Raw genomic sequence first — 22,077 nt, forward strand, 5'->3', positions numbered from 1 at the left:
TGTTCGATCCGACGACGGGGTGGGGGTTATGGCCGGGGAGGCGAAGCAGCGGACTCGACTGCTCAGAAGGGTGGGGAGCGCGGATCTCACCGCGGTGCCCGAGGTACGACACGCGTTACGGGAGATGCTGGGGACGTGGGGCGGGCCTGGCGCCTCCGACGTCGCCGAACTCCTCACCAGCGAGCTGGTGACCAACGCGCTGATCCACACGGACCACGGGGCGGTCGTCACCGCCACCGTCGTCCCCGAGCACCTGAGGGTCGAGGTCAGGGACTTCGTGTCCGAGATGGTCCGGCCGCGCGTACCGAACGCCGACGACGGTACGCACGGCCGGGGACTCGTCCTCGTCCAGGCCCTCGCCGACTCCTGGGGAGTGGAGGACCGCGGCGTGGGCAAGGTCGTCTGGTTCGAACTGGCCGGCGGGGCCGCCGGGGGACTGCCCCCCGGGCGCCCCCGCCGGCCGTTCGGAGCGTGCGGCTCAGCCGAACTGCTGCTCCAGGTCGGCGAGTTTGCGCTCCAGGGAGTCGAGGCGCGGCAGCGTCTGGGTGTCGTCCTCGGCGGTCAGGTCGACCGTCCGGGACTCACCGCCACGCGGCTCAGCGCCCCTCACGGCCTGCAGGGAGGGCCGGTGTCGAAGCGGCAGCTGTCCTGGGTCCGCTATGGCGGGCTCCGCGACGGCGGCCTGCACCGTGCCCGTCGCGGAGCCCGCGCCGGTGGGGGGGGCCCGCGCCCCCCCCCCCCCCCCCCCGCCCCCCCCCCCCCCCAACACCCAGTTCTCGCGGTTTTTCCCCCCTCGCCCCTCCCCCCCCCCCCTCGCCCTCCCCGCCCCTGCGGGCGCCCCCCGTCTCCCCCACGTCGACCTGCCGGCCGCCACTGCGCCCGAACGCGCGGTGCTGGCGGTTTATCGCCTTGAGCCGTGCCCGGTCCAGCTTGGCCTGCTCGCGCCGGCGGATCCGGTTCTGCACCTTCTCCCGCCGGTCCTCGCGCACCTCGTCGACCGCCTCGTCCAGGGTCCGTACGCCCTCCAGGAGCATCAGCGACCAGGCGCCGAAGGTCTCCCGGGGCGCCCGCAGCCAGCGGACCATGCGGATCTGCGGCAGCGGTCGCGGGATCAGGCCCTGCTCGCGCAGCGCGGCCCGCCTGGTCTGCTTCAGCGCCCGGTCGAACAGGACCGCCGCCGACAGGGACATGCCCGCGAAGAACTGCGGGGCGCCCGCGTGGCCCATGCCCCGGGGCGCGTGCACCCAGTTGAACCAGGCGGCCGCGCCCGCGAACGTCCACACCAGGAGGCGCGAGCCGAGGGCCGCGTCGCCATGGCTCGCCTCGCGGACGGCCAGCACCGAACAGAACATCGCGGCGCCGTCGAGGCCGAACGGGACCAGGTACTCCCAGCCGCCGGAGAGGTTGAGGTTCTGCCGGCCGAAGCCGACGAGCCCGTGGAAGGAGAGCGCCGCCGCGACCGCGGCGCAGCAGAAGAGCAGGACGTAGGAGGCGGTGCCGTAGACGGCCTCCTTGCGTCTGCGGCGTTCCTCGCTGCGCTCCCAGGAGTCCTCGGCCGCGGCCTGGTCACCGGCGCGCTTCCCGCGCGCGAGCACCGCCACCGCCGTCAGGACCCCCGCCACCATCACGCCGCCCGGAAGCAGCCAGTCCAGCGATATGTCGGTCAGTCTCATGCGGTGTCCCTTTGCCTCGCAGTAGGGCGATTCGGCCGCCCATACTGGCCGACCCGGCGGGGCGGGTACGGGGTTTCGGAACAAGAGCACGCCATCGGGGCCGTACGGCATACGAATAGGTGTGATCTGGTCGAACTACCGCGCGAGAGGCGGGAGTTGTGTTCGATTCGGACCACCCGTCCGGGTGGCGTAACGGCGGAAGAGGGTCAGACGGTGGCGGCGAGGCGGCGGACCCGCTCCGGGTCGGCGGTGCGCGGACAGGTGAGGCAGGTGTCCTCGGGGCGCAGCGTGTAGAAGAAGCAGCAGGAGACCCGGTCGCGCGTGACGCGGGCCGTGCCGCACGCCTCCGCCGAGCCCGGGAGCTCCCGGAAGCCCGCGGCGCCCGCGTACGGCTTCGTCGTCCCCGGCATCAGGCGCTCCAGCTCCGCGAGCGCCCGGCCCTCCTCGCCGAGCAGCTCCGCGATGTACCAGAGCCCCTCGACGATCTCGTCCGTCACCATGCCCCACAGGGCCCGCCTGCCGCGTCGCATCCGGGGCCCGAAGCCGGCCAGGACCTGCTCGAAGTGCTCGGCGAGGGCGCCCCGCACCTCGGCCCGCAGCGCTTCCTCGTCCGCCACCACACGGGCGCCGGGCAGTGCCGCCGCCGGGTCCCCGGGCAGGCAGGCGAACTCCTCGATCCGCACCGCGACCCGGCCGAGGGCCCGCTGGAAGGCCACGTCGCGCGCGGGCAGCCGGGGCACCCGGCGGTGCAGGAACCAGGGCAGCGTCACCAGCAGGCACGTCGGCCAGGCGTACCGGTGCAGCGCGAAGCTCGCCACCACGTCGGGGCGGGCCGTCCGCCCGTAGTCGCGCCGCACCTGTGCGTCGTCCCAGGAGAGAAAGGCGTCCAGGCCGTCCCCGCCGGCGCCCAGCTCGTCCGATGCCACCCAGCCCGTCCCGCGCGGCAGCCGCTCGTCCCCGGCCAGCTCGTCGACGCGCAGTCCGGGGAACACCTCGGCGAGCCGGGCGTAGGCGGCCGCGACGGGCGAGGCGGGAGGCGACGGCAGCAGAGCGGGCAGGGCCATGCGGGACCACCGAATCACGATCGTTAGCAGGTTAGCCTTACCTTACCCGATCGTTGCGGTGTTTGAACTGCGACGCCGTCCGCCTATCGTGCACGGGGGACCCCGGCGCCGCGAGCCGGGCCCGGTACGAAGGCGCAGGAGGACCCGGGTGGAGCAGGGCAGCACGCGCGGGCGGACGGCCGACCGGTCCGCCCCGGCGGCGTACGGCGAGGCGGCGGCGTACGGCGAGGCCGGCACCCGGGACCGGACCGCACGCGTCCCCGAACAGGCCCGCGGCGAGCACACCCACGGAGAACCCCCGGTCCCCGGCCTCGCCGAGCCCCGCACCGTCCGCCGCCACTCCGTCCGCGGCCAGATCCTCCAGGCCCTGCGCACCGCCCTGGTCAGCGGCGAGCTCGTCCCCGGCGAGGTCTACTCCGCCCCCGCCCTCGGCGAACGCTTCGGCGTCTCCGCCACCCCGGTCCGCGAGGCCATGCAGCAGCTCGCCACCGAAGGTGCCGTCGAGGTCGTGCCCAACCGCGGTTTCCGCGTCACCGAACGCACACCCCGCGAACTCGCCGAACTCGCCGAGGTCCGCGCCCTCATCGAGGTCCCCGTCATGCTCCGCCTCGCCCGCACCGTCCCCGCCGAGACCTGGGCCGGACTCCGGCCGCTCGCCGAGGCCACCTCCGCCGCCGCCGCCCGCGGCGACCGCGCCCACTACGCCGAGGCCGACCGCGCCTTCCACCGCGCCGTCCTCGCCCTCGCCGGCAACGAACAGCTCCTCCTCGTCGCCGACGACCTGCACCGGCGCTCCCAGTGGCCCCTCGTCAGCGCCCCCGCCACCCGCCACGGCGAACTCGTCGCCGACGCCGCCGAACACACCGCCCTGCTCGACGCGCTGATCGCCCAGGATCTCCCCGTCGTTTCGTCACTCGTACGGGAGCACTTCACCGGGGCGCAGGACTGACGACTAAGGTCGACAGCGTCAGCCCGTACTCCTTCCAGACCGCGCCGACCGAGAGGTGCCCATGCCGTCCGTCCGCGCGGAGCGCCCCGGGGCCGCGGCCCTGCTCGGCTGGCTCACCGACCCCGAAGCCCCCCGCCTCTGCCTCGTCACCGGCGCCCCCGGGCTGCTCGACTGGCTCGCCGCCCACGGACCCCGCGCCGCCGGGCGCCGCCGTACCGCCCGCGCGCTCGTCCCGCTCGCCGGCCGCACCGCCCTCGGCACCGCCTGGGCCGTCGCCGACCACCTCGGCGTCGTCGCCGGCTCGGCGGACGACCTCGTCCGGGCCCTGGCCACCAGCGAGACCGGTCGTGCCGCCCGCACCGTGCTGCTCCTGCCGGCCCTGCACGCCGCCGCCGAACCCGAGGCGGTCGCCGCACTGATCGCCGACCTCGCCCGGCTCGGCCGGGTACGGCTCGTGGTCGAGGCGAGCCCGGGAACACCCGGATACGCCCTCCTCGCCCAGGGACGCAGCACCGTGGTGGACGGTGACCAGCCCGCTTCCGACGACCCGGCAGGCCCGTCCGGCACCCCCGGCCCCTCCGGCACCCCCGACCTCTCCGACCCCGCCGCCGTCTGCGCCGCCGACCCCGTCGCCGTCACCACCGGCTACGTCAGCGACCCCGTCGACGACCACGGCGGTCTGCGCACCGCCTGGCTGCGCGCCGGGCAGGCCCTGTGCGCGGCCCGCGGCCCCGCCGACCGGGCCCTCGGGCTGCTCGCCGTCCTCGGCGACGGCGCCGACCCCCGGCTGCGGCCCGCGCTCCGTGACCTCGCCGCCTCCGCGCCCTGGCGGGTGCGGTGGACCCGGGTCGCCGGAGACGTCGCGCCGCCCTGGCCCGGACCGGTCGCCGCGCTCGCCGCCCAGGGCGGGACGCTGCTCGCCGCGGACCTCGGCGGCACCGTACGGCTGCTCGCCGCGGCCGACGCCCGGCCGCTCGGGCAGCTCGACCACCCGGTCACCGGACCGGTCAGGGCCCTCGCGCCCGCGCCGGACGGGACCGTGCTGCTGCTCGACGAGCGGGGCCGGCTGCACACCGTACGGGGCCGGCAGCCGCGGCCGCCGTACCTCCAGCGCCTCACCGAAGCGGTCTCCGCCACCCTCACCCGGCATCCCGGCACCGCCCTCGCCGCCATCGCGGGGTCGGTCGTGGTCGGCGACCGGCTGGGCTCCGTCCACGCCTTCGGCCTCACCGGCCTCCACCAGGCGGCCCTGCACAGCGGCCGGGTCACGGCGGTGGCCGCGGTCGAGTCGGCGACGCCGTTCGTCTGCAGCGGCGGCACCGACGGAGCCGTGCGCCGGTGGACGCCCGGCAAGGACCCCTACCCGGATCCCCTGACGGAACGCCGCTCGCCGGTGGTCTCCCTGGCCGCCACCGAGACCCCGCACGGGCCGGTCCTGGCGGCGGCCTGGGCGGACGGGACGGTGGAACTCCACCGGATCGAGCAGCACGCCCGTCTGGCCTTCCGCCCGGGACCCCCGGTGCGCGCGGTGACGGTCACGGAGGACGGCGCGCTGGTGCTCGGCCTGGACGAGGCGGTGCTCCGGCTGGAGCGGGCGCGTGAGGCGCGCGACGGCGGGAGCGGCCCCGCGCACCCGCCACCGGCCTGAGGCCTCAGACGGCCGGACGCGGCGTCAACTGCGCCGCCAGCCAGGTCGGTACGCCGCCCAGCAGGCGGAACAGCCTGCCCGCCTCCGCGCGGAGCCGGCCCGCCTCCGGTTCCGTCTCGGCCTCGGCGAGCGAGGCGAGCGCGGGCACGGTGCCCACCAGGTAGCCCAACTCCTCGCGGATCCGCAGGGATTCGGCGAAGCCGTGCCGTGCCTCCGCCAACTCACCCTCGCGCAGGGCGAGTCCGGCGAGATGACGCCAGGTCGAGGACAGCAGCAGCGCGTCGTCGTGGGCCGTCGCCCCGGCGTGGGCGCGGCGGTAGGCGGCGCGGGCGGCCTGCGGGGAGTCGCCGAGGTTCTGCGCGAGCAGCCCGCGGCGGTAGTCCAGGAGTGCGCGGCCCGGCGTCTCGGGGCCGATCAGCGCCGCCGCGCGGCCGAGCGCCGCGCGGGCCTCGTCGGCGCGGTCGCGGACGCCCAGGAGGGTGGAGGCGTAGGCGAGATGGCCGCGTTCACAGGCGGCGGCCCCGCGCTCCTCGTCGGTCTGGGCGACCGCCTCGGCCGCCCGCAGCGCCTCCTCGGCCTCGGCCCAGCCCTGTTCGGTGTAGAGGCAGCGCTCGATGAGCAGGGCCGCCCGCTCCAGGGCCGCCGCCGGTTCGGCCGCGCGGGGTGCGAGGAGTTCGGCGGCATCCGTCCAGCAGCCGCGGGAGCGGAGCCTCCAGATCGCGGTCTCCAGTGGGGTGCCCCGGCCGTACGCCACATCGCCCTCCCCGAGCGCGCCATCGAGCTGTGAGTAGGACGGCATCTCAGCACGAAGTCCGGGGACCGGCCAAGGGGTCGGGTGAAAGTTTTCACAAAGCGGGAAGGGGCGGAAACACGGGGGAATCGCGGGGGAGTACGGCGACGGGGCGGCAGTCGCCTGCCGCCCCGTCAGTCCGCCTGGTCACCCGATGAGATGAATCCGGTCAGCGGAGGATCGTCTTCACCCGTTCAGCTCATCCGGAGCGCGAGGAAGAAGTCGAGCTTGTCCTCCAGGCGGGACAGGTCCCGGCCGGTGAGCTGTTCGATCCGGCCCACCCGGTAGCGCAGCGTGTTCACGTGCAGGTGGAGGCGGGTCGCGCAGCGGGTCCAGGAGCCGTCGCAGTCGAGGAAGGCCTCCAGCGTCGGGATGAGCTCCGCGCGGTGCCGGCGGTCGTAGTCCCGCAGCGGGTCCAGGAGGCGGGCCGTGAAGGCGCGCCGTACGTCGTCCGGGACGAAGGGCAGCAGCAGCACGTGCGAGGCGAGCTCGTGGTGGCCGGCGGCGCAGACGCGGCCGGGGCGGGCCGCGGCGACCCGGCGGGCGTGCCGGGCCTCCTCCAGGGCGCCGCGCAGCCCCTCGGCGGAGTGCACGGCGGCGCTGACGCCGAGGGTGAGGCGGCCGTCGTCGGCGAGCCCGGCGGACAGCGGCGTGCGGACGGCGGAGAGCAGGGCGTCGGCGTGCAGGCCGAGCGCCACGGGCGGCATGTCGTCCTCACTGTCGGGCAGCGGCGTGGCGGCGAGCGGGACGAGCGCGATGGCCTCGTCGCCGCTGTGGGCGACGGCGATCCGGTCGGCCGAGTCGGCGCCGGACGCCGTCGGGTCGACCAGGATCTCCTCCAGGAGGGCCTGGGCGACGGGGCCGCTGTCGACGGCGCTCTGCCCGGGCTCCTGCTCCCACTCGACGCGGGCGACCACGACCTGCCAGTGCGGGGCGGTGCCGAGTCCGGGCAGCAGCACGGGCGCGGCGACCCGGAGGCGGGCGGCGATCTCGGCGGGCGCGGCACCCGTCTGGACCAGTTCCAGGACCTCCTGGGCGAGCCGGCGGCGCACGGTCCGCGCGGCGTCGCGGCGGTCCCGCTCGACGGCGATCAGCTGGGTGACGCCCTGGAGCAGGTCGAGCCGGGCGGCCGGCCAGTCGCCCGCGTCGGCCTCGACGGCGAGCAGCCAGTCGGAGAGCACCGTCTCGCGCACGTCACGGGACGGGGGCGGCGTGCCGCGGCCGGTGTTGCGGATCGGGAACAGCGAGTACGTGGTCCCGGCGACGCCGACCCGGTGCGGGCCGCGGCGCCCGGTGCGGGTCGCCGCCAGGTGCTCGCCGGCGAGGGACGCGGCGAGACCGGGCTCCAGGGGCTCTCCGGCGCCGGCGATCTGGCGGCCGGTGGGGGACAGCACCCAGGCCCGGAGGTCCAGGTCGGAGCCGAGGAGGTCGAGCACGACCTCGGGTCCGCCGCCGGCCGGTCCCGAGGTCATCAGGCGCCTGTGGCGGTCCACGACGGCGGCCAGGTCGCCGGCCCGCTCGCCGGATACCTGTCGAACAACGTGCTCGGTGATCGTCGCGAACGCAACGGATTCGTTGACTGCGAACAGCGGCAGCCGATGGCGAGAACACGCCTGTACGAGGTCGTCCGGGATGGCGCCGAGCTCGGCCTCGCCGACGGCCAGGGCGGCCACGCCGGTGCTCGCGAGGATCCGGACGAAGGGCTCGGCGTCGCCCGGCTCGTGCAGCCAGGCGAGGCCGGTGAGCACCAGCTCCCCGCCGGACAGGTAGCGGCTGGGGTCCTTGAGGTCCGTCGTCATCACGCCGCGGACGGTGCGGTCCAGCTCGTCGTCGCCGCCGAGCAGGCGCAGCCCGAGCGCGTCGTTCTCCAGCAGTGCGCGCAGCCGCATGATGTCGCCGCCGTTCCTTGGTTGGGGGTGGAGTGGGTGTCTCGTTGTCGTCGATGGCGTGGTGCCACCGTTTCCGGGGGGAAACGGAGAGGTTGCTGTTCTCCGCCTTTCGTTCGAATCTACAAGACGACCATGGCAGCCAGCCAACTCCTTCATGGTTTCGGTGGCTGCACACGGGCGGGCGGGGCTTGTGTACTAGGCCACACACACCGCGTTAACAGCACATGAAGAGATCGTCCGTCGAGGGCCGGCCGTCCCCCATGGCCCGTACGAACGACCCCCGATCACCCGAAGCACAAGAAGAGAGCCACCATGGACTTCCTTCGCCCCGCCAGCTGGGAGGAGGCGCTCGCCGCCAAGGCCGAGCACCCCACGGCCGTGCCCATCGCAGGCGGTACCGACATCATGGTCGAGATCAACTTCGACCACCGGCGTCCCGAGTACCTCCTCGACCTGAACCGTATCGAGCTGCTGCGCGAGTGGGAGGTCGGCGAGGAGAACGTCCGGCTCGGCGCCTCGGTCCCGTACACCCAGATCATGGAGAACCTCCGCGAGGAGCTCCCCGGTCTGGCCCTCGCCTCGCACACGGTCGCCTCCCCGCAGATCCGTAACCGCGGCGGCGTCGGCGGCAACCTGGGCACCGCCTCCCCGGCCGGTGACGCCCACCCCGCGCTGCTCGCGGCGGGCGCCGAGGTCGAGGTCGAGTCGGTGCGCGGCACCCGGTTCATCCCGATCGACGAGTTCTACAAGGGCGTGAAGCGCAACGCGCTCGAGCCCGACGAGCTCATCAAGACCGTCCACGTGAAGAAGGCGGACGGCCCCCAGCAGTACTCCAAGGTCGGCACCCGCAACGCGATGGTCATCGCCGTCTGCGCCTTCGGCCTGGCCCTCCACCCGGAGACCCGGACCGTACGGACCGGCATCGGCTCCGCCGCCCCCACGCCCGTGCGGGCCACGGCGGCCGAGGAGTTCCTGAACGCGGCCCTCGAGGAGGGCGGCTTCTGGGACAACGGCAAGATCATCACCCCCTCGATCGCCAAGCAGTTCGCGGACCTCGCGTCCGGGGCCTGCAACCCGATCGACGACGTACGAGGCACCGCCAAGTACCGCCGGCACGCCGTGGGCATCATGGCCCGCCGCACGCTCGGCTGGACCTGGGAGCAGTACCGCGCCGGCAACGGGCGCACCCTTGAAGGAGCTGCATAACCATGCGCGTGAATTTCACGGTCAACGGTCGTCCGCAGGAAGCCGACGACGTCTGGGAGGGCGAGTCCCTCCTCTACGTTCTGCGTGAGCGCCTGGGCCTGCCCGGCTCCAAGAACGCCTGTGAGCAGGGCGAGTGCGGCTCCTGCACGGTCCGCCTCGACGGCGTGCCGGTGTGTTCCTGCCTGGTCGCCGCCGGCCAGGTCGAGGGCCGCGAGGTCGTCACCGTCGAGGGCCTGGCGGAGTACGCCAAGGAGCGTCAGGAGCACGGTCACGGCGGCGGTTGCGCCTCCGGTGCCTGCGGCACCTCGCTCGACGAGGCCAAGCGCTGGGAGGCCAAGCCGCAGGACTCGCAGACCGGCGAGGGCGTCGAACTGAGCCCGATCCAGCAGGCGTTCATCGACGCCGGCGCCGTGCAGTGCGGCTTCTGCACCCCCGGTCTGCTCGTCGCGGCCGACGAGATGCTGGAGCGCAACCCGTCCCCGACGGACGCGGACATCCGCGAGGCGCTCTCCGGCAACCTCTGCCGCTGCACCGGTTACGAGAAGATCCTCGACGCGGTCCGCCTGGCGGCCGCTCGCCAGGAGCGCCAGGGAGAGGCGGTCTGACGATGGCTCAGAACACACGTACCGTACCGGCGGGCACGCCCACCGACGTCACCCAGAAGCACAACCAGGGCGGCGTCGGCGAGTCCACCCTCCGCCCGGACGGCACCCTCAAGGTCACCGGCGAGTTCGCCTACTCCTCGGACATGTGGCACGAGGAGATGCTGTGGGGCCAGACCCTGCGGTCCACGGTCGCGCACGCCGAGATCGTGTCCATCGACACCTCCGAGGCCCTGGCCATGTCGGGCGTCTACGCCGTCCTGACGGCGGACGACCTGCCGGCCGCGAAGAACTACGGCCTGGAGTTCCGCGACACCCCGGTGCTCGCCTACGGCAAGGTCCGTCACCACGGTGAGCCGGTCGCCCTCGTGGCCGCCGACCACCCGGAGACCGCGCGCCGCGCCGCCGCGAAGATCAAGGTCGAGTACAAGGAGCTGCCCCTCATCACCGATGAGGCCTCGGCGACCGCTCCCGACGCCGTGCTCGTCCACGAGAACCGCGAGGACAGGCACGCCAAGCACGTCCCGCACCCGAACATCGTGCACCGCCAGCCGATCATCCGCGGCAACGCCGACGAGGCCGCCAAGCGCGCCGACGTGATCGTCAAGGGCGAGTACACCTTCGGCATGCAGGACCAGGCCTTCCTCGGCCCGGAGTCCGGCCTCGCGGTGCCCGCCGAGGACGGCGGCATCGACCTCTACGTGGCCACCCAGTGGCTGCACGCGGACCGCGAGCAGATCGCGCCCTGCCTCGGCCTGCCCGAGGAGAAGGTCCGCATGACCATGGCCGGCGTCGGCGGCGCCTTCGGCGGCCGCGAGGACATCTCGATGCAGATCCTCGCCTCCGTGCTCGCGCTGCGCACCGGCAAGCCGGTCAAGATGGTCTACAACCGCTACGAGTCCTTCTTCGGGCACGTCCACCGGCACCCGGCGAAGCTCTACTACGAGCACGGCGCCACCAAGGACGGCAAGCTCACGCACATGAAGTGCAAGATCGTCCTGGACGGCGGCGCCTACGCCTCGTCCACGGTCTCGGTCGTCGGCAACGCCTCGTCGCTCTCGGTCGGCCCGTACGTCATCGACGACGTCGAGATCGAGGCGATCGGCCTCTTCACCAACAACCCGCCCTGCGGTGCCATGCGCGGCTTCGGCGCGGTGCAGGCCTGCTTCGCCTACGAGGCGCAGATGGACAAGCTGGCGGCCAAGCTGGGCATGGACCCGGTCGAGTTCCGCCAGATCAACGCCATGGAGCAGGGCACGCTCATGCCGACCGGCCAGGTCGTGGACTCGCCGGCCCCGGTCGCCGAGCTGCTGCGCCGGGTCAAGGCCCGCCCCATGCCGCCGGAGCGCCAGTGGGAGACCGCCGGCGAGGGCGCGGACGTCCGCGCGCTGCCGGGCGGCCTGTCCAACACCACGCACGGCGAGGGCGTCGTCCGGGGCGTCGGCTACGCGGTCGGCATCAAGAACGTCGGCTTCTCCGAGGGCTTCGACGACTACTCGACCGCCCGGATCCGCATGGAGGTCATCAACGGCGAGGCCGTCGCCACGGTGCACACCGCCGCGGCCGAGGTCGGCCAGGGCGGTGTCACCATCCACGCCCAGATCGCCCGCACGGAACTGGGCGTCACCCAGGTGACCATCCACCCGGCCGACACCCAGGTCGGCTCGGCCGGTTCGACCTCCGCGGGCCGCCAGACGTACATGACCGGCGGCGCCATCAAGAACTCCTGCGAGCTCGTCCGCGAGAAGGTCCTGGAGATCGGCCGGCGCAAGTTCGGCTCGTACCACCCGGCGTGGGCCACGGCCGAACTGCTCCTGCAGGACGGCAAGGTCGTCACCGACGGCGGCGAGGTCCTCGCGAGCATCGTGGACGTCCTCGAGGACGAGGTGGTGGAGATCGAGGAGCAGTGGCGGCACCGCCCCACGGAGGCCTTTGACCTCGTCACCGGCCAGGGCAACGGCCACGTGCAGTACGCCTTCGCCGCGCACCGCGCGGTGGTGGAGGTCGACACCGAGCTCGGCCTGGTCAAGGTCATCGAACTGGCCTGTGCCCAGGACGTCGGCAAGGCGGTCAACCCGCTCTCCGTCATCGGCCAGATCCAGGGTGGCACCACCCAGGGCCTGGGCGTGGCGGTGATGGAGGAGATCATCGTCGACCCGAAGACCGCGAAGGTGCGCAACCCCTCCTTCACGGACTACCTGATCCCGACCATCCTCGACACGCCGACCATCCCGGTCGACTACCTCGAGCTGGCCGACCCCAACGCGCCGTACGGCGTGCGGGGCATCGGTGAGGCCCCGACCCTGTCGTCGACCCCGGCCGTCCTCGCGGCGATCCGGAACGCGACGGGCCTGGAGCTCACCAAGACGCCGGTCCGCCCCGAGCACCTGACCGGCACCCTGTAAGACCTCTCCGGACGGTGCGTGCCTCCCAGGAACGTCACACTTCCCCTCCCGCCCGCACCGTCCGGGGAACCCCCCACCGCAGTACGGCAGTACCGCAGTGAACAGCAGTAGCCGCAGTACCGATTCACCCGTTCGTCTCGGGCCGTCCCCCGGGTCGTGCAGCCAACTTGATATCCCAAATCCCGCAATCCCCAACGCTTTCTGCGGGTGCCCCTTTGAACCTTGGGAGTAGGCCCCATGACCCAGTCGTCAGTGGAGCCCAAGACCACGGCCGAGGACGCGGGCAACGGCTCGCGCAACCCCGCCGGCAGGTCTTGGCTCGACCGGTACTTTCACATCTCGGAGAGAGGATCCACCGTCGCGACGGAGATCCGCGGCGGCGTCACCACCTTCATGGCGATGGCGTACATTCTCCTGCTCAACCCCCTGATCCTCTCCGGCAAGGATGTGGACGGCAACGTCCTCAGCCAGCCCGCGCTGATCACCGCCACGGCGCTGGCCGCGGCCGCCACGACCCTCCTCATGGGTTTCTGGGGCAAGGTCCCCCTGGCCCTCGCCGCGGGACTCAGCGTCTCCGGCGTGATGGCCTCGCAGGTCGTCCCCGTCATGACCTGGCCGCAGGCCATGGGCATGTCGATCGCGTACGGAGCCGTGATCTGTCTCCTGGTGGTCACCGGCCTCCGCGAGATGATCATGAACGCGATACCGCTCGCGCTCAAGCACGCCATCACCATCGGCATCGGTCTCTTCATCGCCATCATCGGCTTCGTGAAGGCCGGCTTCGTCCACGAGAACCCCGCGCCCGGCGGCGGCCCCGTCTCGCTCGGCCCGGCCGGTGAGCTCATGGGCTGGCCCGTCCTGATCTTCGCGTTCACCCTGCTGCTGATCTTCGCGCTGCAGGCCCGCAACATCCCCGGCGCCATCCTCATCGGCATCGTCGTCGGCACGGTCGTCGCGGTCGTCCTCAACGCGATCGCCGACATCCCCGGCAAGGCCTGGTTCTCCGGCCCGCCGGAGCTGGACGGCAGCGCGGTCTCCACGCCGGACTTCTCGCTCCTCGGCCAGGTGTCCTTCAGCGGCTGGGGCGACGTCGGCTACCTCACGATCACCATGATCGTCTTCACCCTGGTGCTCGCCGGCTTCTTCGACGCCATGGCGACCATCCTGGGCGTCGGCACCGAGGCCAAGCTCGCCGACGACAAGGGCCGGATGCCCGGCCTGTCCAAGGCCCTGTTCATCGACGGTGCCGGCGGCATCCTCGGCGGTGCGGGCGGCGCGTCCGGACAGACGGTCTTCGTCGAGTCCGCCACCGGCGTCGGCGAGGGCGCCCGCACCGGTCTGGCCTCCGTGGTCACCGGCGGGTTCTTCGCCCTGGCCCTCTTCTTCACGCCGCTCACCGCGATCGTGCCGCAGGAGGTCGCCGCCGCGGCCCTGGTCGTCATCGGCTCGATGATGATGCAGAACGCCAAGCACGTGGACTGGAGCGACCGCTCCGTCGCGATCCCGGTGTTCCTCACCGTGGTCCTGATGCCCTTCACGTACACCATCACCACCGGTGTCGCGGCCGGCGTCATCTCCTACGCGGTGATCAAGTCCGCGCAGGGCAAGGCGAGGGAGGTCGGCGGCTTCATGTGGGCGCTGACCGGCGTCTTCCTCATCTACTTCGCGATCCATCCGATCGAGAGCTGGCTGGGCGTCGGCTGACGCCCGTAACGTCGCCCTCCACCTCAGACACCCAAGGAGTTCGCCATGCTGGACATCGCCGAAGAGCTGCACCGGTGGGTCGAGCAGGGACGCGATTTCGCCGTCGCCACCGTCGTGGCCGTCGGCGGCAGCGCGCCCCGGCAGCCGGGAGCCGCACTGGCCGTCGACAGCGACGGCACGGCGATCGGGTCCGTCTCCGGCGGATGTGTGGAGGGCGCCGTCTACGAACTCTGCCAACAGGCCCTCGAGGACGGCACGACCGTCCTGGAGAGCTTCGGCTACAGCGACGAGGACGCCTTCGCGGTCGGACTGACCTGCGGCGGCATCATCGACATCCTCGTCACCCCGGTCCGCGGCGGGGTCTTCCCCGCCGCGCTGGCCGCCGCCGTCTCCGGCGAGGCGGCCGCCCTCGCCCGGATCGTCACCGGCCCGGAGGACCTGTTGGGGCAGGCCCTCCTGGTCCGCCCCGACGGCTCGTACGAGGGCGGCCTCGGCGGCCACCCCGAACTCGACCGCACCGCCGCCGGCGAGGCCCGCGCCATGCTGGACGCCGGACGGACCGGCACCGTCGAGATCGGCGCCGACGGCAGCCGCTGCGGGCAGCCGGTCACCCTCCTCGTCGAGTCCTCCGTGCCCGCCCCGCGCATGATCGTCTTCGGCGCCATCGACTTCGCGTCCGCGCTCGTCCGGGTCGGCAAGTTCCTCGGCTACCACGTCACCGTCTGCGACGCCCGCCCGGTCTTCGCGACGAAGCTCCGCTTCCCCGACGCCGACGAGATCGTCGTCGAATGGCCCCACCGCTACCTGGAGTCCACCGAGGTGGACGGCCGTACGGTGCTGTGCGTCCTCACCCACGACGCCAAGTTCGACGTGCCGCTGCTCGAGATCGCCCTCAGACTTCCCGTCGCGTACGTCGGCGCGATGGGCTCCCGCCGCACCCACGAGGACCGCAACAAGCGCCTGCGCGAGGTCGGCGTCACCGAACTCGAACTCGCCCGGCTGCGTTCCCCGATCGGCCTCGACCTCGGTGCCCGTACGCCCGAGGAGACCGCCCTGTCCATCGGCGCCGAGATCGTCGCCAACCGGCGCGGCGGCAGCGGCGCCTCCCTGACGGGTGCGCACACCCCGATCCACCACGACGTCCCGCGCGAACCGGCCGGCCGCATCGGCTCGGTCGCCTGATCCGACGACCCGCGGACGGTCGGAAGGGCACCCCGGACACCCGGGGTGCCCTTCCGGCGTTCGGGCGCCGGATCCGGGCCTGTGCCAGGCCGGTCCCAAGTCAGGTCCTGAGCTGGTCCCGGGCCGGGCCGGGCCGAGGCGGGCTCAGGTCTTCTGCAGGCCGTGCAGGAGGAGTTCCGCGAGCTGCTCGTACGCGGCGGCGTCGGCCAGGCCGGTCGCCGCGGCCACCTGGCGCTGCTGGATGCGGACCATCACGGAGGCGATCACGTCGGCGGCGAAGGCGACGTGCACCTCGCGGAAGACACCGGCCGTCACGCCCTCCTCGATCAGCTGCTGCACCCGGCCGGCGGCGGCCCGCGTGTTGCGCTCGTAGACCTCGGCGGCCGGCTCGAAGGCGGCGACGTCGTCGAAGAACTGCGGCGACACCGGCGCGAGCTCGGCGGCGACGGCGCGCAGATAGGCGGCGAGCCGCTCGGCGGGCCCCGTCGCGGCGGCGAGCACCGCCTCGACGCGGGCGGTGGCGCGCCGGAAGAAGTGCACCACGGCCGCTCTGACCAGCTGTTCCTTGCTGCCCGCGAGGCCGTAGAGGGTGCGCTTGGAGCAGCGCAGACGGGCCGCCAGGTCGTCGAGGGTGAGCTGGGCGAAGCCCTCGCCGACCAGGAGCGCCACGAGCTCCTCGAAGAGTTCGGAGCGCCTGGCTGCGCCGCGGCCCGTCAGGCGGAGTGCGGCGGAGGTCTCGATCACCCGAACAGTATGCCGGGTGAACCCGTTCGGGGGCTTGTGTGTTCACCCTCCTGCGCTACGCTAACCGGTACTGCCGTACCCCTCGCAGTACCGTTTCGCAGATCTGCGGATTCGCAGCATCGTCTGTGTCTGATGGAGTCGCCATGGATGTCGACCGCCTGCTTCCCACCCCCGAGGCAGCGGACCTCATCGCTCTCACGCGGGAGATCGCCGACAAGGAGCTCGCCTCCCGGGTCGACGAGCACGAGGCCGCCGAGAGCTATCCGGAAGGTCTGTTCGCGACCCTCGGGGAGGCCGGGCTGCTCGGTCTCGCGTACCCGGAGGAGTACGGCGGCGGAGGCCAGCCCTACGAGGTCTACCTCCAGGTCCTCGAGGAGCTCGCCGCCCGCTGGGCCGCCGTCGCGGTCGCCACGAGCGTCCACACCCTGGCCTGCCACCCGCTGCACTCCTTCGGCACCGCGGAGCAGAAGGAGCGCTGGCTGCCCGCGATGCTGGAGGGCCGGCTCATCGGCGGGTACAGCCTCTCCGAGCCGCAGGCCGGCTCCGACGCCGCCGCGCTCGCCTGCAAGGCCGAGCTCACGGAGGACGGCGCCGCCTACCGCGTCACCGGCAACAAGGCATGGATCACCCACGGCGGCAAGGCCGGCTTCTACGCCCTGTTCGCCCGCACCGCGCCCGGCAGCCACGGCATCTCCTGCTTCCTCGCGCCCGGCGCCACCGAGGGCCTGACCTTCGGCAAGCCGGAGCGCAAGATGGGCCTCCAGGCCGTGCCCACCACCTCGGCCCACTGGGACGGCGCCCTCGTCGAGGCCGACCGCCGCATCGGCGAGGAGGGCCAGGGCCTCCAGATCGCCTTCAGCGCCCTGGACTGCGGCCGCCTCGGCATCGCCGCCTGCGCGACCGGCCTCGCCCAGGCCGCGCTGAACGCCGCCGTGGCGTACGCCAACGAGCGCACCACCTTCGGCCGGAAGATCATCGACCACCAGGGCCTCGGCTTCCTGCTCGCCGACATGGCCGCGGCCGTCGACGCGGCCCGCGCCACCTACCTCGACGCGGCCCGCCGCCGCGACCTCGGCCGCCCCTTCAGCCGGCAGGCCAGCGCGGCGAAGCTGATCGCCACCGACACGGCCATGAAGGTCACGACGGACGCGGTCCAGGTCCTCGGCGGCTACGGCTACACGCGGGACTTCCCGGTCGAGCGCTACATGCGCGAGGCCAAGATCATGCAGATCTTCGAGGGCACCAACCAGATCCAGCGGCTCGTCATCAGCCGCCAGCTGTCGGCCGCGGGCGCGTAGCGCACGACGGGCCCGGCCGGGAACCGGTCCCGCCCCGTGCCCGGCACGGTTGCGGTTGCCGGGGTGGTCCGCCGGGCGTACGCCGGAAGAGGGGTCCCGATCCGAGGTTCCGGAGAGGAGTCCCATCATGCTCGGCGATCTGATCGGTGAGGAACAGGGCCAGACGACAGGAATCCGGGTGGTCTCGGTCGACGGCGGTCACCCGCATCTGGAGGCATCCTTCCAGTCGACCGGCACGCTGCTGGGCGTGGCGGTCACGGACATGGGCACGTACGACTCGGTCATGCAGGCGGACGGCACCCTCTACGGGGACGGGCAGGGCTGCAGCATGACCCAGGACGGCGACATCGTCACCTGGCACGGCACCGGAATCGGCCGCATGAACGAATCCGGTGGGTTCAGCTACCGCGGCGCGATCTTCTTCGAGTCCGCCTCGGCGAAGTTCGGCCGGCTCAACGGGACCGCGGGCGTGTTCGAGTACGAGGAGGACAAGGACGGCAGGAACACGGCCAAGGTCTGGGAATGGAAGTAGGGCGCGCACAGCGCGCGAGCACCGCACACGCACGGCGGCCCGGAGGCGGGCCGCCGGTTCGTACGAGGAGATTCATGGACATCGCAGGATCCGCCGCGCTCGTCACCGGTGCCGCCTCGGGGCTCGGCGCCGCCACCGCGGCCGCGCTCGCCGCCCGCGGCGCCACCGTCTACGGCCTGGACCTCGACAAGGCCGTGGTCGGAGCCGAGGCGCCCGCCGACGGGGTCACGCTGCTGGCGGCGGACGTCACCGACGAGGAGCAGGTCCGGGCGGCGCTCGCGCGGATCGAGGAGGACGGGGCCGAGCTGCGGCTCGCCGTCAACTGCGCGGGCATCGCCCCCTCCGCACGGGTCCTGGGCCGCAAGGGTCCGCACGACCTGGAGCTGTTCCGGACGGTTCTCGACGTCAACCTGCTCGGCACCTTCAACGTGATGCGGCTCGCCGCCGAGGCCATCGCGAAGCGCGAGGCCGACGAGCACGGCCAGCGCGGACTCGTCGTCAACACCGCCTCGATCGCCGCGTTCGAGGGGCAGGTCGGGCAGATCGCGTACGCCGCCTCCAAGGCCGGCGTCGCCGGCATGACCGTCACCGCGGCCCGTGACCTCGCCCAGTACGGCATCCGCGTGGTCACCATCGCCCCCGGCATCGTCGACACCCCGATGATGGCCGGGTTCTCCGAGGACGTGCGGGCCGGGCTCGCGGCGAGCGTCACCTTCCCGCAGCGGCTGGCCCGCCCCGAGGAGTACGCCCGCCTCGTCACCATGATCGCCGAGCACGACTACCTCAACGGCGAGACCATCCGGATGGACGGCGCGCTGCGGATGGCGGCCCGCTGACCCGCTGACCGGCTGACCTGCTGACCGGCTGACCTGCTGTTTGGCACCAAGTGCCGCCGCGAGAGGGATCCGAGTGCTAGTTTCGGGGGCATGAGCACCAACCCCGCCACCCCCGCCAAGCCCTCCATGCGCGACTCCCTCGTCGCGGCGGCCTTCGCGCTCTTCCTGGAGCGCGGCTACGAGCAGACGACGGTCGACGACATCGTCCGCACGGCCGGGGTCGGCCGGAGGTCCTTCTTCCGGTACTTCCCGTCCAAGGAGGACGTGGTCTTCCCCGACCACGAGCAGAGCCTCGCCGACATGACCGAGTTCCTCGCGGCGAGCGCGGACACCGACGACCCGCTGGTGCGCGTCTGCGACGCCACCCGGCTCGTCATGCGCATGTACGCGGAGAACCCGACCTTCTCCGTCCAGCGCTACCGGCTCACCCGTGAGGTGACGGGGCTGCGCACGTACGAACTCTCCGTCGTCTGGCGGTACGAGAAGATCATCGGCGACTACCTGCGCACCCGCTTCGCCGGCCGCCGCGACGGCACCCTGCGGGCCAACGTGGTCGCCGCGGCCGTCGTCGCCGCCCACAACCACGCGCTGCGCCACTGGCTGCGTTCCGGCGGCCAGGGCGACCCCCTGGCGGAGGTCGACCGGGCCCTGGAGTTCGTCCGCGAGACCTGGAGCTCCGACGCGCCGTCGCCCGTGGAGGCCGACGAGGACGTGGTCGTCGTGATCACCAAGCGTTCGACCCCGATGTGGCGCGTGGTGCGCGAGGTGGAGTCGAGCCTGGGCGAGGGCTGAGCGGCACGAGGGACACAGAGGGATCTCAGTATCGTCAATTGAGGGAACTCAGGTCTTTATTTGCTGGCACTCAGTGCCATATCTTTGCTCCATGCACGGTTGAGCCGCCGAGTGCAAGGAGAAGTCATCGTGTTCCACACGGGATCCACGGGCCTGCGGAACGGCACCGCCGCCCTCCTGGCCGACGAGTCGGCCGCCGAGCCCGAGCTCTACTTCCAGCGCTGCCGCTGGTGCCACACCACGACCTTCCAGCGCCTGCTCTGCCCCACCTGCGGGTCGACCGACCTCGCGCCCGAACTCAGCGCCGGCGAGGGCGTGATCTCCGTACGCCGCGCCTTCACGGCGGCCCAGGCGGACCTCTGGCCGGTGCACATGGCCGAGGGCTTCGTCGTGCGCTGCCGGGTCGACGGGCCGCCGCACGCGGTGCGCCCCGGCGTCCGCGTCCGGCTCCTCCACGACGGCTCCGGACCGGGCCGCAGGCCGGTCGTGCGGCTCTGCGAGGAGGTCGCGCTCGACGGCTGGTTCTGAGCGCTCCGTACGAAGAAAGAAGGGGCTGGTGGCACAGAGTGCCACCAGCCCCTTCTTCATGCCGGCCGGATCAGCGGGCGCCGATCTCGTCCGTCAGCTGCGGCAGTACCTCGAAGAGGTCGCCGACCACGCCGTAGTCGACCAGGTCGAAGATCGGGGCCTCCGGGTCCTTGTTGACCGCCACGATCGTCTTCGAGGTCTGCATGCCGGCCCGGTGCTGGATCGCACCGGAGATGCCCGCCGCGATGTACAGCTGCGGCGAGACCTGCTTGCCGGTCTGGCCCACCTGGTTGGAGTGCGGGTACCAGCCCGCGTCCACCGCGGCGCGCGAGGCGCCGACCGCCGCGCCGAGCGAGTCGGCCAGCTTCTCGACGACCTCGAAGCCCTCGGCGGCGCCGACACCGCGGCCACCGGAGACCACGATCGCCGACTCGGTCAGCTCCGGACGGCCGGTGGAGACCCGCGGGGTGCGCGAGACGACCTTGGCCGCGTTGCCCGTGAAGGCGACGGTGACGTTCTCCACCGCGCCCGCGGCCGGAGCCGCCTCCGGGGCCGCGGAGTTCGGCTTGACGGTGATGACCGGCACGCCGTGCGAGACGGTGGACTTCACCTGGTACGAGGCGGCGAACACCGACTGGGTGGCGACCGGGCCGTTCTCGCCGGCCTCCAGCTCCACCGCGTCCGTGATCAGACCCGAGCCGAGGCGCAGCGCCACGCGAGCCGCGACCTCCTTGCCCTCGCCCGAGGAGGTCACCAGGACGGCGCCGACGGCCTTGTCCTTCGCGATCTGGGTGAGCGCGTCGACCTTCGGCACGACGAGCTGCTCGGCGAACTCGGCGCCGTCCGCCACGTACACGGTCGCCGCGCCGTACTCGCCGGCCTTCGCCGCGATCGAGGCCGCGGCCTCGCCGGCGCCGAGGACGACCGCCGAGGGCTCGCCGAGGCGGCGGGCCAGCGTGAGCAGTTCGAGGGCCGGCTTGCGGACCGCACCGTCGGCGTGGTCCACGAGAACCAGGATCTCAGCCATGATTCCTTGCTCCTGAGGGATGGTGACGGTGGGTCAGATGAACTTCTGCTCGGACAGGAACGCGGCGAGCTGCTTGCCGCCGTCACCCTCGTCCGTGACGATCGTGCCCTGCGTACGGGCCGGGCGCGCCGCGACCGACTCGACCAGGGTCCAGGAGCCGCCGAGGCCGACCTCGTCGGCGTCGATGCCGAGGTCGTCCAGGTCCAGCTCCTCGACCGGCTTCTTCTTCGCGGCCATGATCCCCTTGAAGGAGGGGTAACGGGCCTCGCCCGACTGGTCGGTGACCGAGACGACGGCGGGCAGCGGGGCCTCCAGCTGCTCGCTGGCGGCGTCACCGTCACGACGGCCGCGGACCACCCCGTCCTCGACGGAGACCTCGGACAGCAGCGTCACCTGCGGCAGGTTCAGCCGCTCCGCGAGCAGCGCCGGCAGCACGCCCATGGTGCCGTCCGTCGACGCCATGCCGCAGACGACCAGGTCGAAGCCGGTCTTCTCCAGGGCCTTCGCGAGGATCGCGGAGGTGCCGATGACGTCGGTGCCGTGGATGTCCTCGTCGTTGACGTGCACGGCCTTGTCGGCGCCCATCGACAGCGCCTTGCGCAGCGCGTCCTTGGCGTCGTCGGGGCCGACGGTGACGACGGTGACCTCGGCGTCGTCGGCCTCCTCGGCGATCTGCAGGGCCTGCTCGACCGCGTACTCGTCCAGCTCCGACAGAAGGCCGTCGACGGCCTCGCGGTCGGTGGTCAGGTCGTCGGCGAAACCGCGGTCGCCGGTCGCGTCGGGAACGTACTTCACACAGACAGCGATCTTGAGGGTCACGGCCTGTCTCCTTTCAAAGTGTCAGACGATTACGGGAGGTTGCGGGCCATGACGATGCGCTGGACCTGGTTGGTGCCTTCGTAGATCTGGGTGATCTTGGCGTCGCGCATCATGCGCTCGACGGGGTAGTCGCGGGTGTAGCCGTAGCCGCCGAGGAGCTGGACGGCGTCGGTGGTGACCTCCATGGCGACGTCGGAGGCGAAGCACTTGGCGGCGGCGCCGAAGAAGGTGAGGTCGCCGTCGACGCGCTCGGACTTGGCGGCGGCCGCGTAGGTGAGCTGGCGGGCGGCCTCGAGCTTCATGGCCATGTCGGCGAGCATGAACTGCACGCCCTGGAAGTCGGCGATCGGCTTGCCGAACTGCTTGCGTTCCTGGACGTAGCCCTTGGC

21 protein-coding genes and 1 pseudogene are annotated in these 22,077 nt (G+C 72.7%); 13 read left to right on the forward strand and 9 right to left on the reverse strand.

Annotated elements, in window-relative coordinates; translation table 11 throughout:
- Positions 1-28 precede the first annotated feature (28 nt).
- Positions 29-430 (forward strand): annotated as a pseudogene (locus tag ACFWJO_RS05500) (ATP-binding protein); the annotation flags it as partial.
- 48 nt (positions 431-478) lie between these two features.
- Here ACFWJO_RS05500 and ACFWJO_RS05505 read toward each other — a convergent pair.
- From ACFWJO_RS05505 to ACFWJO_RS05515, 3 genes are all read right to left on the reverse strand, one after another.
- Positions 479-610: a hypothetical protein gene (locus ACFWJO_RS05505; RefSeq protein WP_386863511.1), complete on the reverse strand. Its 132-nt coding sequence runs from the start codon at positions 608-610 to the stop codon at positions 479-481.
- Complete coding sequence (locus tag ACFWJO_RS05510; protein WP_386863512.1) at positions 597-1,673, reverse strand: DUF2637 domain-containing protein; 1,077 nt, start codon at positions 1,671-1,673, stop codon at positions 597-599. Before ACFWJO_RS05510 ends, ACFWJO_RS05505 begins: the two co-directional genes overlap by 14 nt.
- Before the next feature lie 206 nt (positions 1,674-1,879).
- On the reverse strand, positions 1,880-2,737 hold the full coding sequence (locus ACFWJO_RS05515; RefSeq protein ID WP_386863513.1) for a (2Fe-2S)-binding protein: 858 nt from the start codon (positions 2,735-2,737) through the stop codon (positions 1,880-1,882).
- Between the two features lie 148 nt (positions 2,738-2,885).
- Between ACFWJO_RS05515 and ACFWJO_RS05520 the strand changes: the two genes are divergently transcribed.
- Together ACFWJO_RS05520 and ACFWJO_RS05525 are read left to right on the forward strand one after the other, a co-directional pair.
- Positions 2,886-3,686 carry a GntR family transcriptional regulator gene (locus ACFWJO_RS05520; RefSeq protein WP_386863514.1) on the forward strand — a complete coding sequence of 267 codons (801 nt, stop codon included), beginning with the start codon at positions 2,886-2,888 and terminating at the stop codon, positions 3,684-3,686.
- A 61-nt stretch (positions 3,687-3,747) separates the two neighbouring features.
- Positions 3,748-5,334: a WD40 repeat domain-containing protein gene (locus tag ACFWJO_RS05525; RefSeq protein WP_386863515.1), complete on the forward strand. Its 1,587-nt coding sequence runs from the start codon at positions 3,748-3,750 to the stop codon at positions 5,332-5,334.
- 4 nt (positions 5,335-5,338) lie between these two features.
- Here ACFWJO_RS05525 and ACFWJO_RS05530 read toward each other — a convergent pair whose 3' ends face one another.
- Positions 5,339-6,133, reverse strand: a complete 795-nt coding sequence (locus ACFWJO_RS05530) for a hypothetical protein (protein WP_386863516.1) — start codon at positions 6,131-6,133, stop codon at positions 5,339-5,341.
- A 185-nt stretch (positions 6,134-6,318) separates the two neighbouring features.
- Positions 6,319-8,013: a PucR family transcriptional regulator gene (locus tag ACFWJO_RS05535; RefSeq protein ID WP_386863517.1), complete on the reverse strand. Its 1,695-nt coding sequence runs from the start codon at positions 8,011-8,013 to the stop codon at positions 6,319-6,321.
- A gap of 312 nt (positions 8,014-8,325) precedes the next feature.
- Between ACFWJO_RS05535 and ACFWJO_RS05540 the strand changes: the two genes are divergently transcribed.
- The 5 genes from ACFWJO_RS05540 to ACFWJO_RS05560 all read left to right on the forward strand — a co-directional run bounded on the left by ACFWJO_RS05540 (position 8,326) and on the right by ACFWJO_RS05560 (position 15,112).
- On the forward strand, positions 8,326-9,219 hold the full coding sequence (locus ACFWJO_RS05540) for an FAD binding domain-containing protein (protein ID WP_384417224.1): 894 nt from the start codon (positions 8,326-8,328) through the stop codon (positions 9,217-9,219).
- A gap of 2 nt (positions 9,220-9,221) precedes the next feature.
- Positions 9,222-9,824 carry a (2Fe-2S)-binding protein gene (locus ACFWJO_RS05545; RefSeq protein ID WP_386863518.1) on the forward strand — a complete coding sequence of 201 codons (603 nt, stop codon included), beginning with the start codon at positions 9,222-9,224 and terminating at the stop codon, positions 9,822-9,824.
- Positions 9,825-9,826: 2 nt separating this feature from the next.
- On the forward strand, positions 9,827-12,226 hold the full coding sequence (locus tag ACFWJO_RS05550; protein WP_386863519.1) for a xanthine dehydrogenase family protein molybdopterin-binding subunit: 2,400 nt from the start codon (positions 9,827-9,829) through the stop codon (positions 12,224-12,226).
- A gap of 237 nt (positions 12,227-12,463) precedes the next feature.
- The gene (locus tag ACFWJO_RS05555; protein WP_386863520.1) at positions 12,464-13,930 is read left to right on the forward strand and encodes an NCS2 family permease; all 1,467 of its coding nucleotides are present in this window, start codon (positions 12,464-12,466) and stop codon (positions 13,928-13,930) included.
- Between the two features lie 45 nt (positions 13,931-13,975).
- Complete coding sequence (locus tag ACFWJO_RS05560) at positions 13,976-15,112, forward strand: XdhC family protein (RefSeq protein ID WP_386863521.1); 1,137 nt, start codon at positions 13,976-13,978, stop codon at positions 15,110-15,112.
- Between the two features lie 144 nt (positions 15,113-15,256).
- Here the strand turns inward: ACFWJO_RS05560 and ACFWJO_RS05565 are convergent, their stop codons facing one another.
- On the reverse strand, positions 15,257-15,856 hold the full coding sequence (locus tag ACFWJO_RS05565; RefSeq protein WP_386863522.1) for a TetR/AcrR family transcriptional regulator: 600 nt from the start codon (positions 15,854-15,856) through the stop codon (positions 15,257-15,259).
- Between the two features lie 143 nt (positions 15,857-15,999).
- Here ACFWJO_RS05565 and ACFWJO_RS05570 point away from each other — a divergent pair, with 143 nt between their 5' ends.
- From ACFWJO_RS05570 to ACFWJO_RS05590, 5 genes are all read left to right on the forward strand, one after another.
- The gene (locus ACFWJO_RS05570; protein WP_386863523.1) at positions 16,000-17,154 is read left to right on the forward strand and encodes an acyl-CoA dehydrogenase family protein; all 1,155 of its coding nucleotides are present in this window, start codon (positions 16,000-16,002) and stop codon (positions 17,152-17,154) included.
- Positions 17,155-17,281: 127 nt separating this feature from the next.
- Positions 17,282-17,686, forward strand: coding sequence for a hypothetical protein (locus ACFWJO_RS05575; RefSeq protein WP_386863524.1), 405 nt, complete (start codon positions 17,282-17,284; stop codon positions 17,684-17,686).
- 74 nt (positions 17,687-17,760) lie between these two features.
- The gene (locus tag ACFWJO_RS05580; protein WP_386863525.1) at positions 17,761-18,522 is read left to right on the forward strand and encodes an SDR family NAD(P)-dependent oxidoreductase; all 762 of its coding nucleotides are present in this window, start codon (positions 17,761-17,763) and stop codon (positions 18,520-18,522) included.
- 90 nt (positions 18,523-18,612) lie between these two features.
- A complete protein-coding gene (locus ACFWJO_RS05585; RefSeq protein ID WP_386863526.1) occupies positions 18,613-19,314 on the forward strand; it encodes a TetR/AcrR family transcriptional regulator in 702 nt (233 codons plus the stop codon).
- Between the two features lie 129 nt (positions 19,315-19,443).
- Positions 19,444-19,842 carry a Zn-ribbon domain-containing OB-fold protein gene (locus ACFWJO_RS05590; protein WP_384417254.1) on the forward strand — a complete coding sequence of 133 codons (399 nt, stop codon included), beginning with the start codon at positions 19,444-19,446 and terminating at the stop codon, positions 19,840-19,842.
- A 70-nt stretch (positions 19,843-19,912) separates the two neighbouring features.
- On the opposite strand, the gene ACFWJO_RS05595 is transcribed toward ACFWJO_RS05590, so the two are convergent.
- From ACFWJO_RS05595 to ACFWJO_RS05605, 3 genes are all read right to left on the reverse strand, one after another.
- Positions 19,913-20,869, reverse strand: a complete 957-nt coding sequence (locus tag ACFWJO_RS05595; RefSeq protein WP_386863527.1) for an electron transfer flavoprotein subunit alpha/FixB family protein — start codon at positions 20,867-20,869, stop codon at positions 19,913-19,915.
- Between the two features lie 33 nt (positions 20,870-20,902).
- A complete protein-coding gene (locus ACFWJO_RS05600) occupies positions 20,903-21,688 on the reverse strand; it encodes an electron transfer flavoprotein subunit beta/FixA family protein (RefSeq protein ID WP_386863528.1) in 786 nt (261 codons plus the stop codon).
- Positions 21,689-21,717: 29 nt separating this feature from the next.
- On the reverse strand, positions 21,718-22,077 hold a 360-nt coding region (locus ACFWJO_RS05605; RefSeq protein WP_386863529.1), incomplete at its 5' end, for an acyl-CoA dehydrogenase family protein.

This window comes from Streptomyces sp. NPDC127092 (assembly GCF_042722475.1).
In the GTDB taxonomy this organism is placed as follows: domain Bacteria; phylum Actinomycetota; class Actinomycetes; order Streptomycetales; family Streptomycetaceae; genus Streptomyces.

Coding starts and splice junctions, on each gene's coding strand:
- ACFWJO_RS05510 (WP_386863512.1), bottom strand. CDS start 1,673: ATGAGACTGACCGACATATCGCTGGACTGGCTGCTTCCGGGCGGCGTG.
- ACFWJO_RS05515 (WP_386863513.1), bottom strand. CDS start 2,737: ATGGCCCTGCCCGCTCTGCTGCCGTCGCCTCCCGCCTCGCCCGTCGCG.
- ACFWJO_RS05525 (WP_386863515.1), top strand. CDS start 3,748: ATGCCGTCCGTCCGCGCGGAGCGCCCCGGGGCCGCGGCCCTGCTCGGC.
- ACFWJO_RS05530 (WP_386863516.1), bottom strand. CDS start 6,133: ATGCCGTCCTACTCACAGCTCGATGGCGCGCTCGGGGAGGGCGATGTG.
- ACFWJO_RS05535 (WP_386863517.1), bottom strand. CDS start 8,013: ATGCGGCTGCGCGCACTGCTGGAGAACGACGCGCTCGGGCTGCGCCTG.
- ACFWJO_RS05540 (WP_384417224.1), top strand. CDS start 8,326: ATGGACTTCCTTCGCCCCGCCAGCTGGGAGGAGGCGCTCGCCGCCAAG.
- ACFWJO_RS05545 (WP_386863518.1), top strand. CDS start 9,222: ATGCGCGTGAATTTCACGGTCAACGGTCGTCCGCAGGAAGCCGACGAC.
- ACFWJO_RS05550 (WP_386863519.1), top strand. CDS start 9,827: ATGGCTCAGAACACACGTACCGTACCGGCGGGCACGCCCACCGACGTC.
- ACFWJO_RS05555 (WP_386863520.1), top strand. CDS start 12,464: ATGACCCAGTCGTCAGTGGAGCCCAAGACCACGGCCGAGGACGCGGGC.
- ACFWJO_RS05560 (WP_386863521.1), top strand. CDS start 13,976: ATGCTGGACATCGCCGAAGAGCTGCACCGGTGGGTCGAGCAGGGACGC.
- ACFWJO_RS05570 (WP_386863523.1), top strand. CDS start 16,000: ATGGATGTCGACCGCCTGCTTCCCACCCCCGAGGCAGCGGACCTCATC.
- ACFWJO_RS05575 (WP_386863524.1), top strand. CDS start 17,282: ATGCTCGGCGATCTGATCGGTGAGGAACAGGGCCAGACGACAGGAATC.
- ACFWJO_RS05580 (WP_386863525.1), top strand. CDS start 17,761: ATGGACATCGCAGGATCCGCCGCGCTCGTCACCGGTGCCGCCTCGGGG.
- ACFWJO_RS05585 (WP_386863526.1), top strand. CDS start 18,613: ATGAGCACCAACCCCGCCACCCCCGCCAAGCCCTCCATGCGCGACTCC.
- ACFWJO_RS05595 (WP_386863527.1), bottom strand. CDS start 20,869: ATGGCTGAGATCCTGGTTCTCGTGGACCACGCCGACGGTGCGGTCCGC.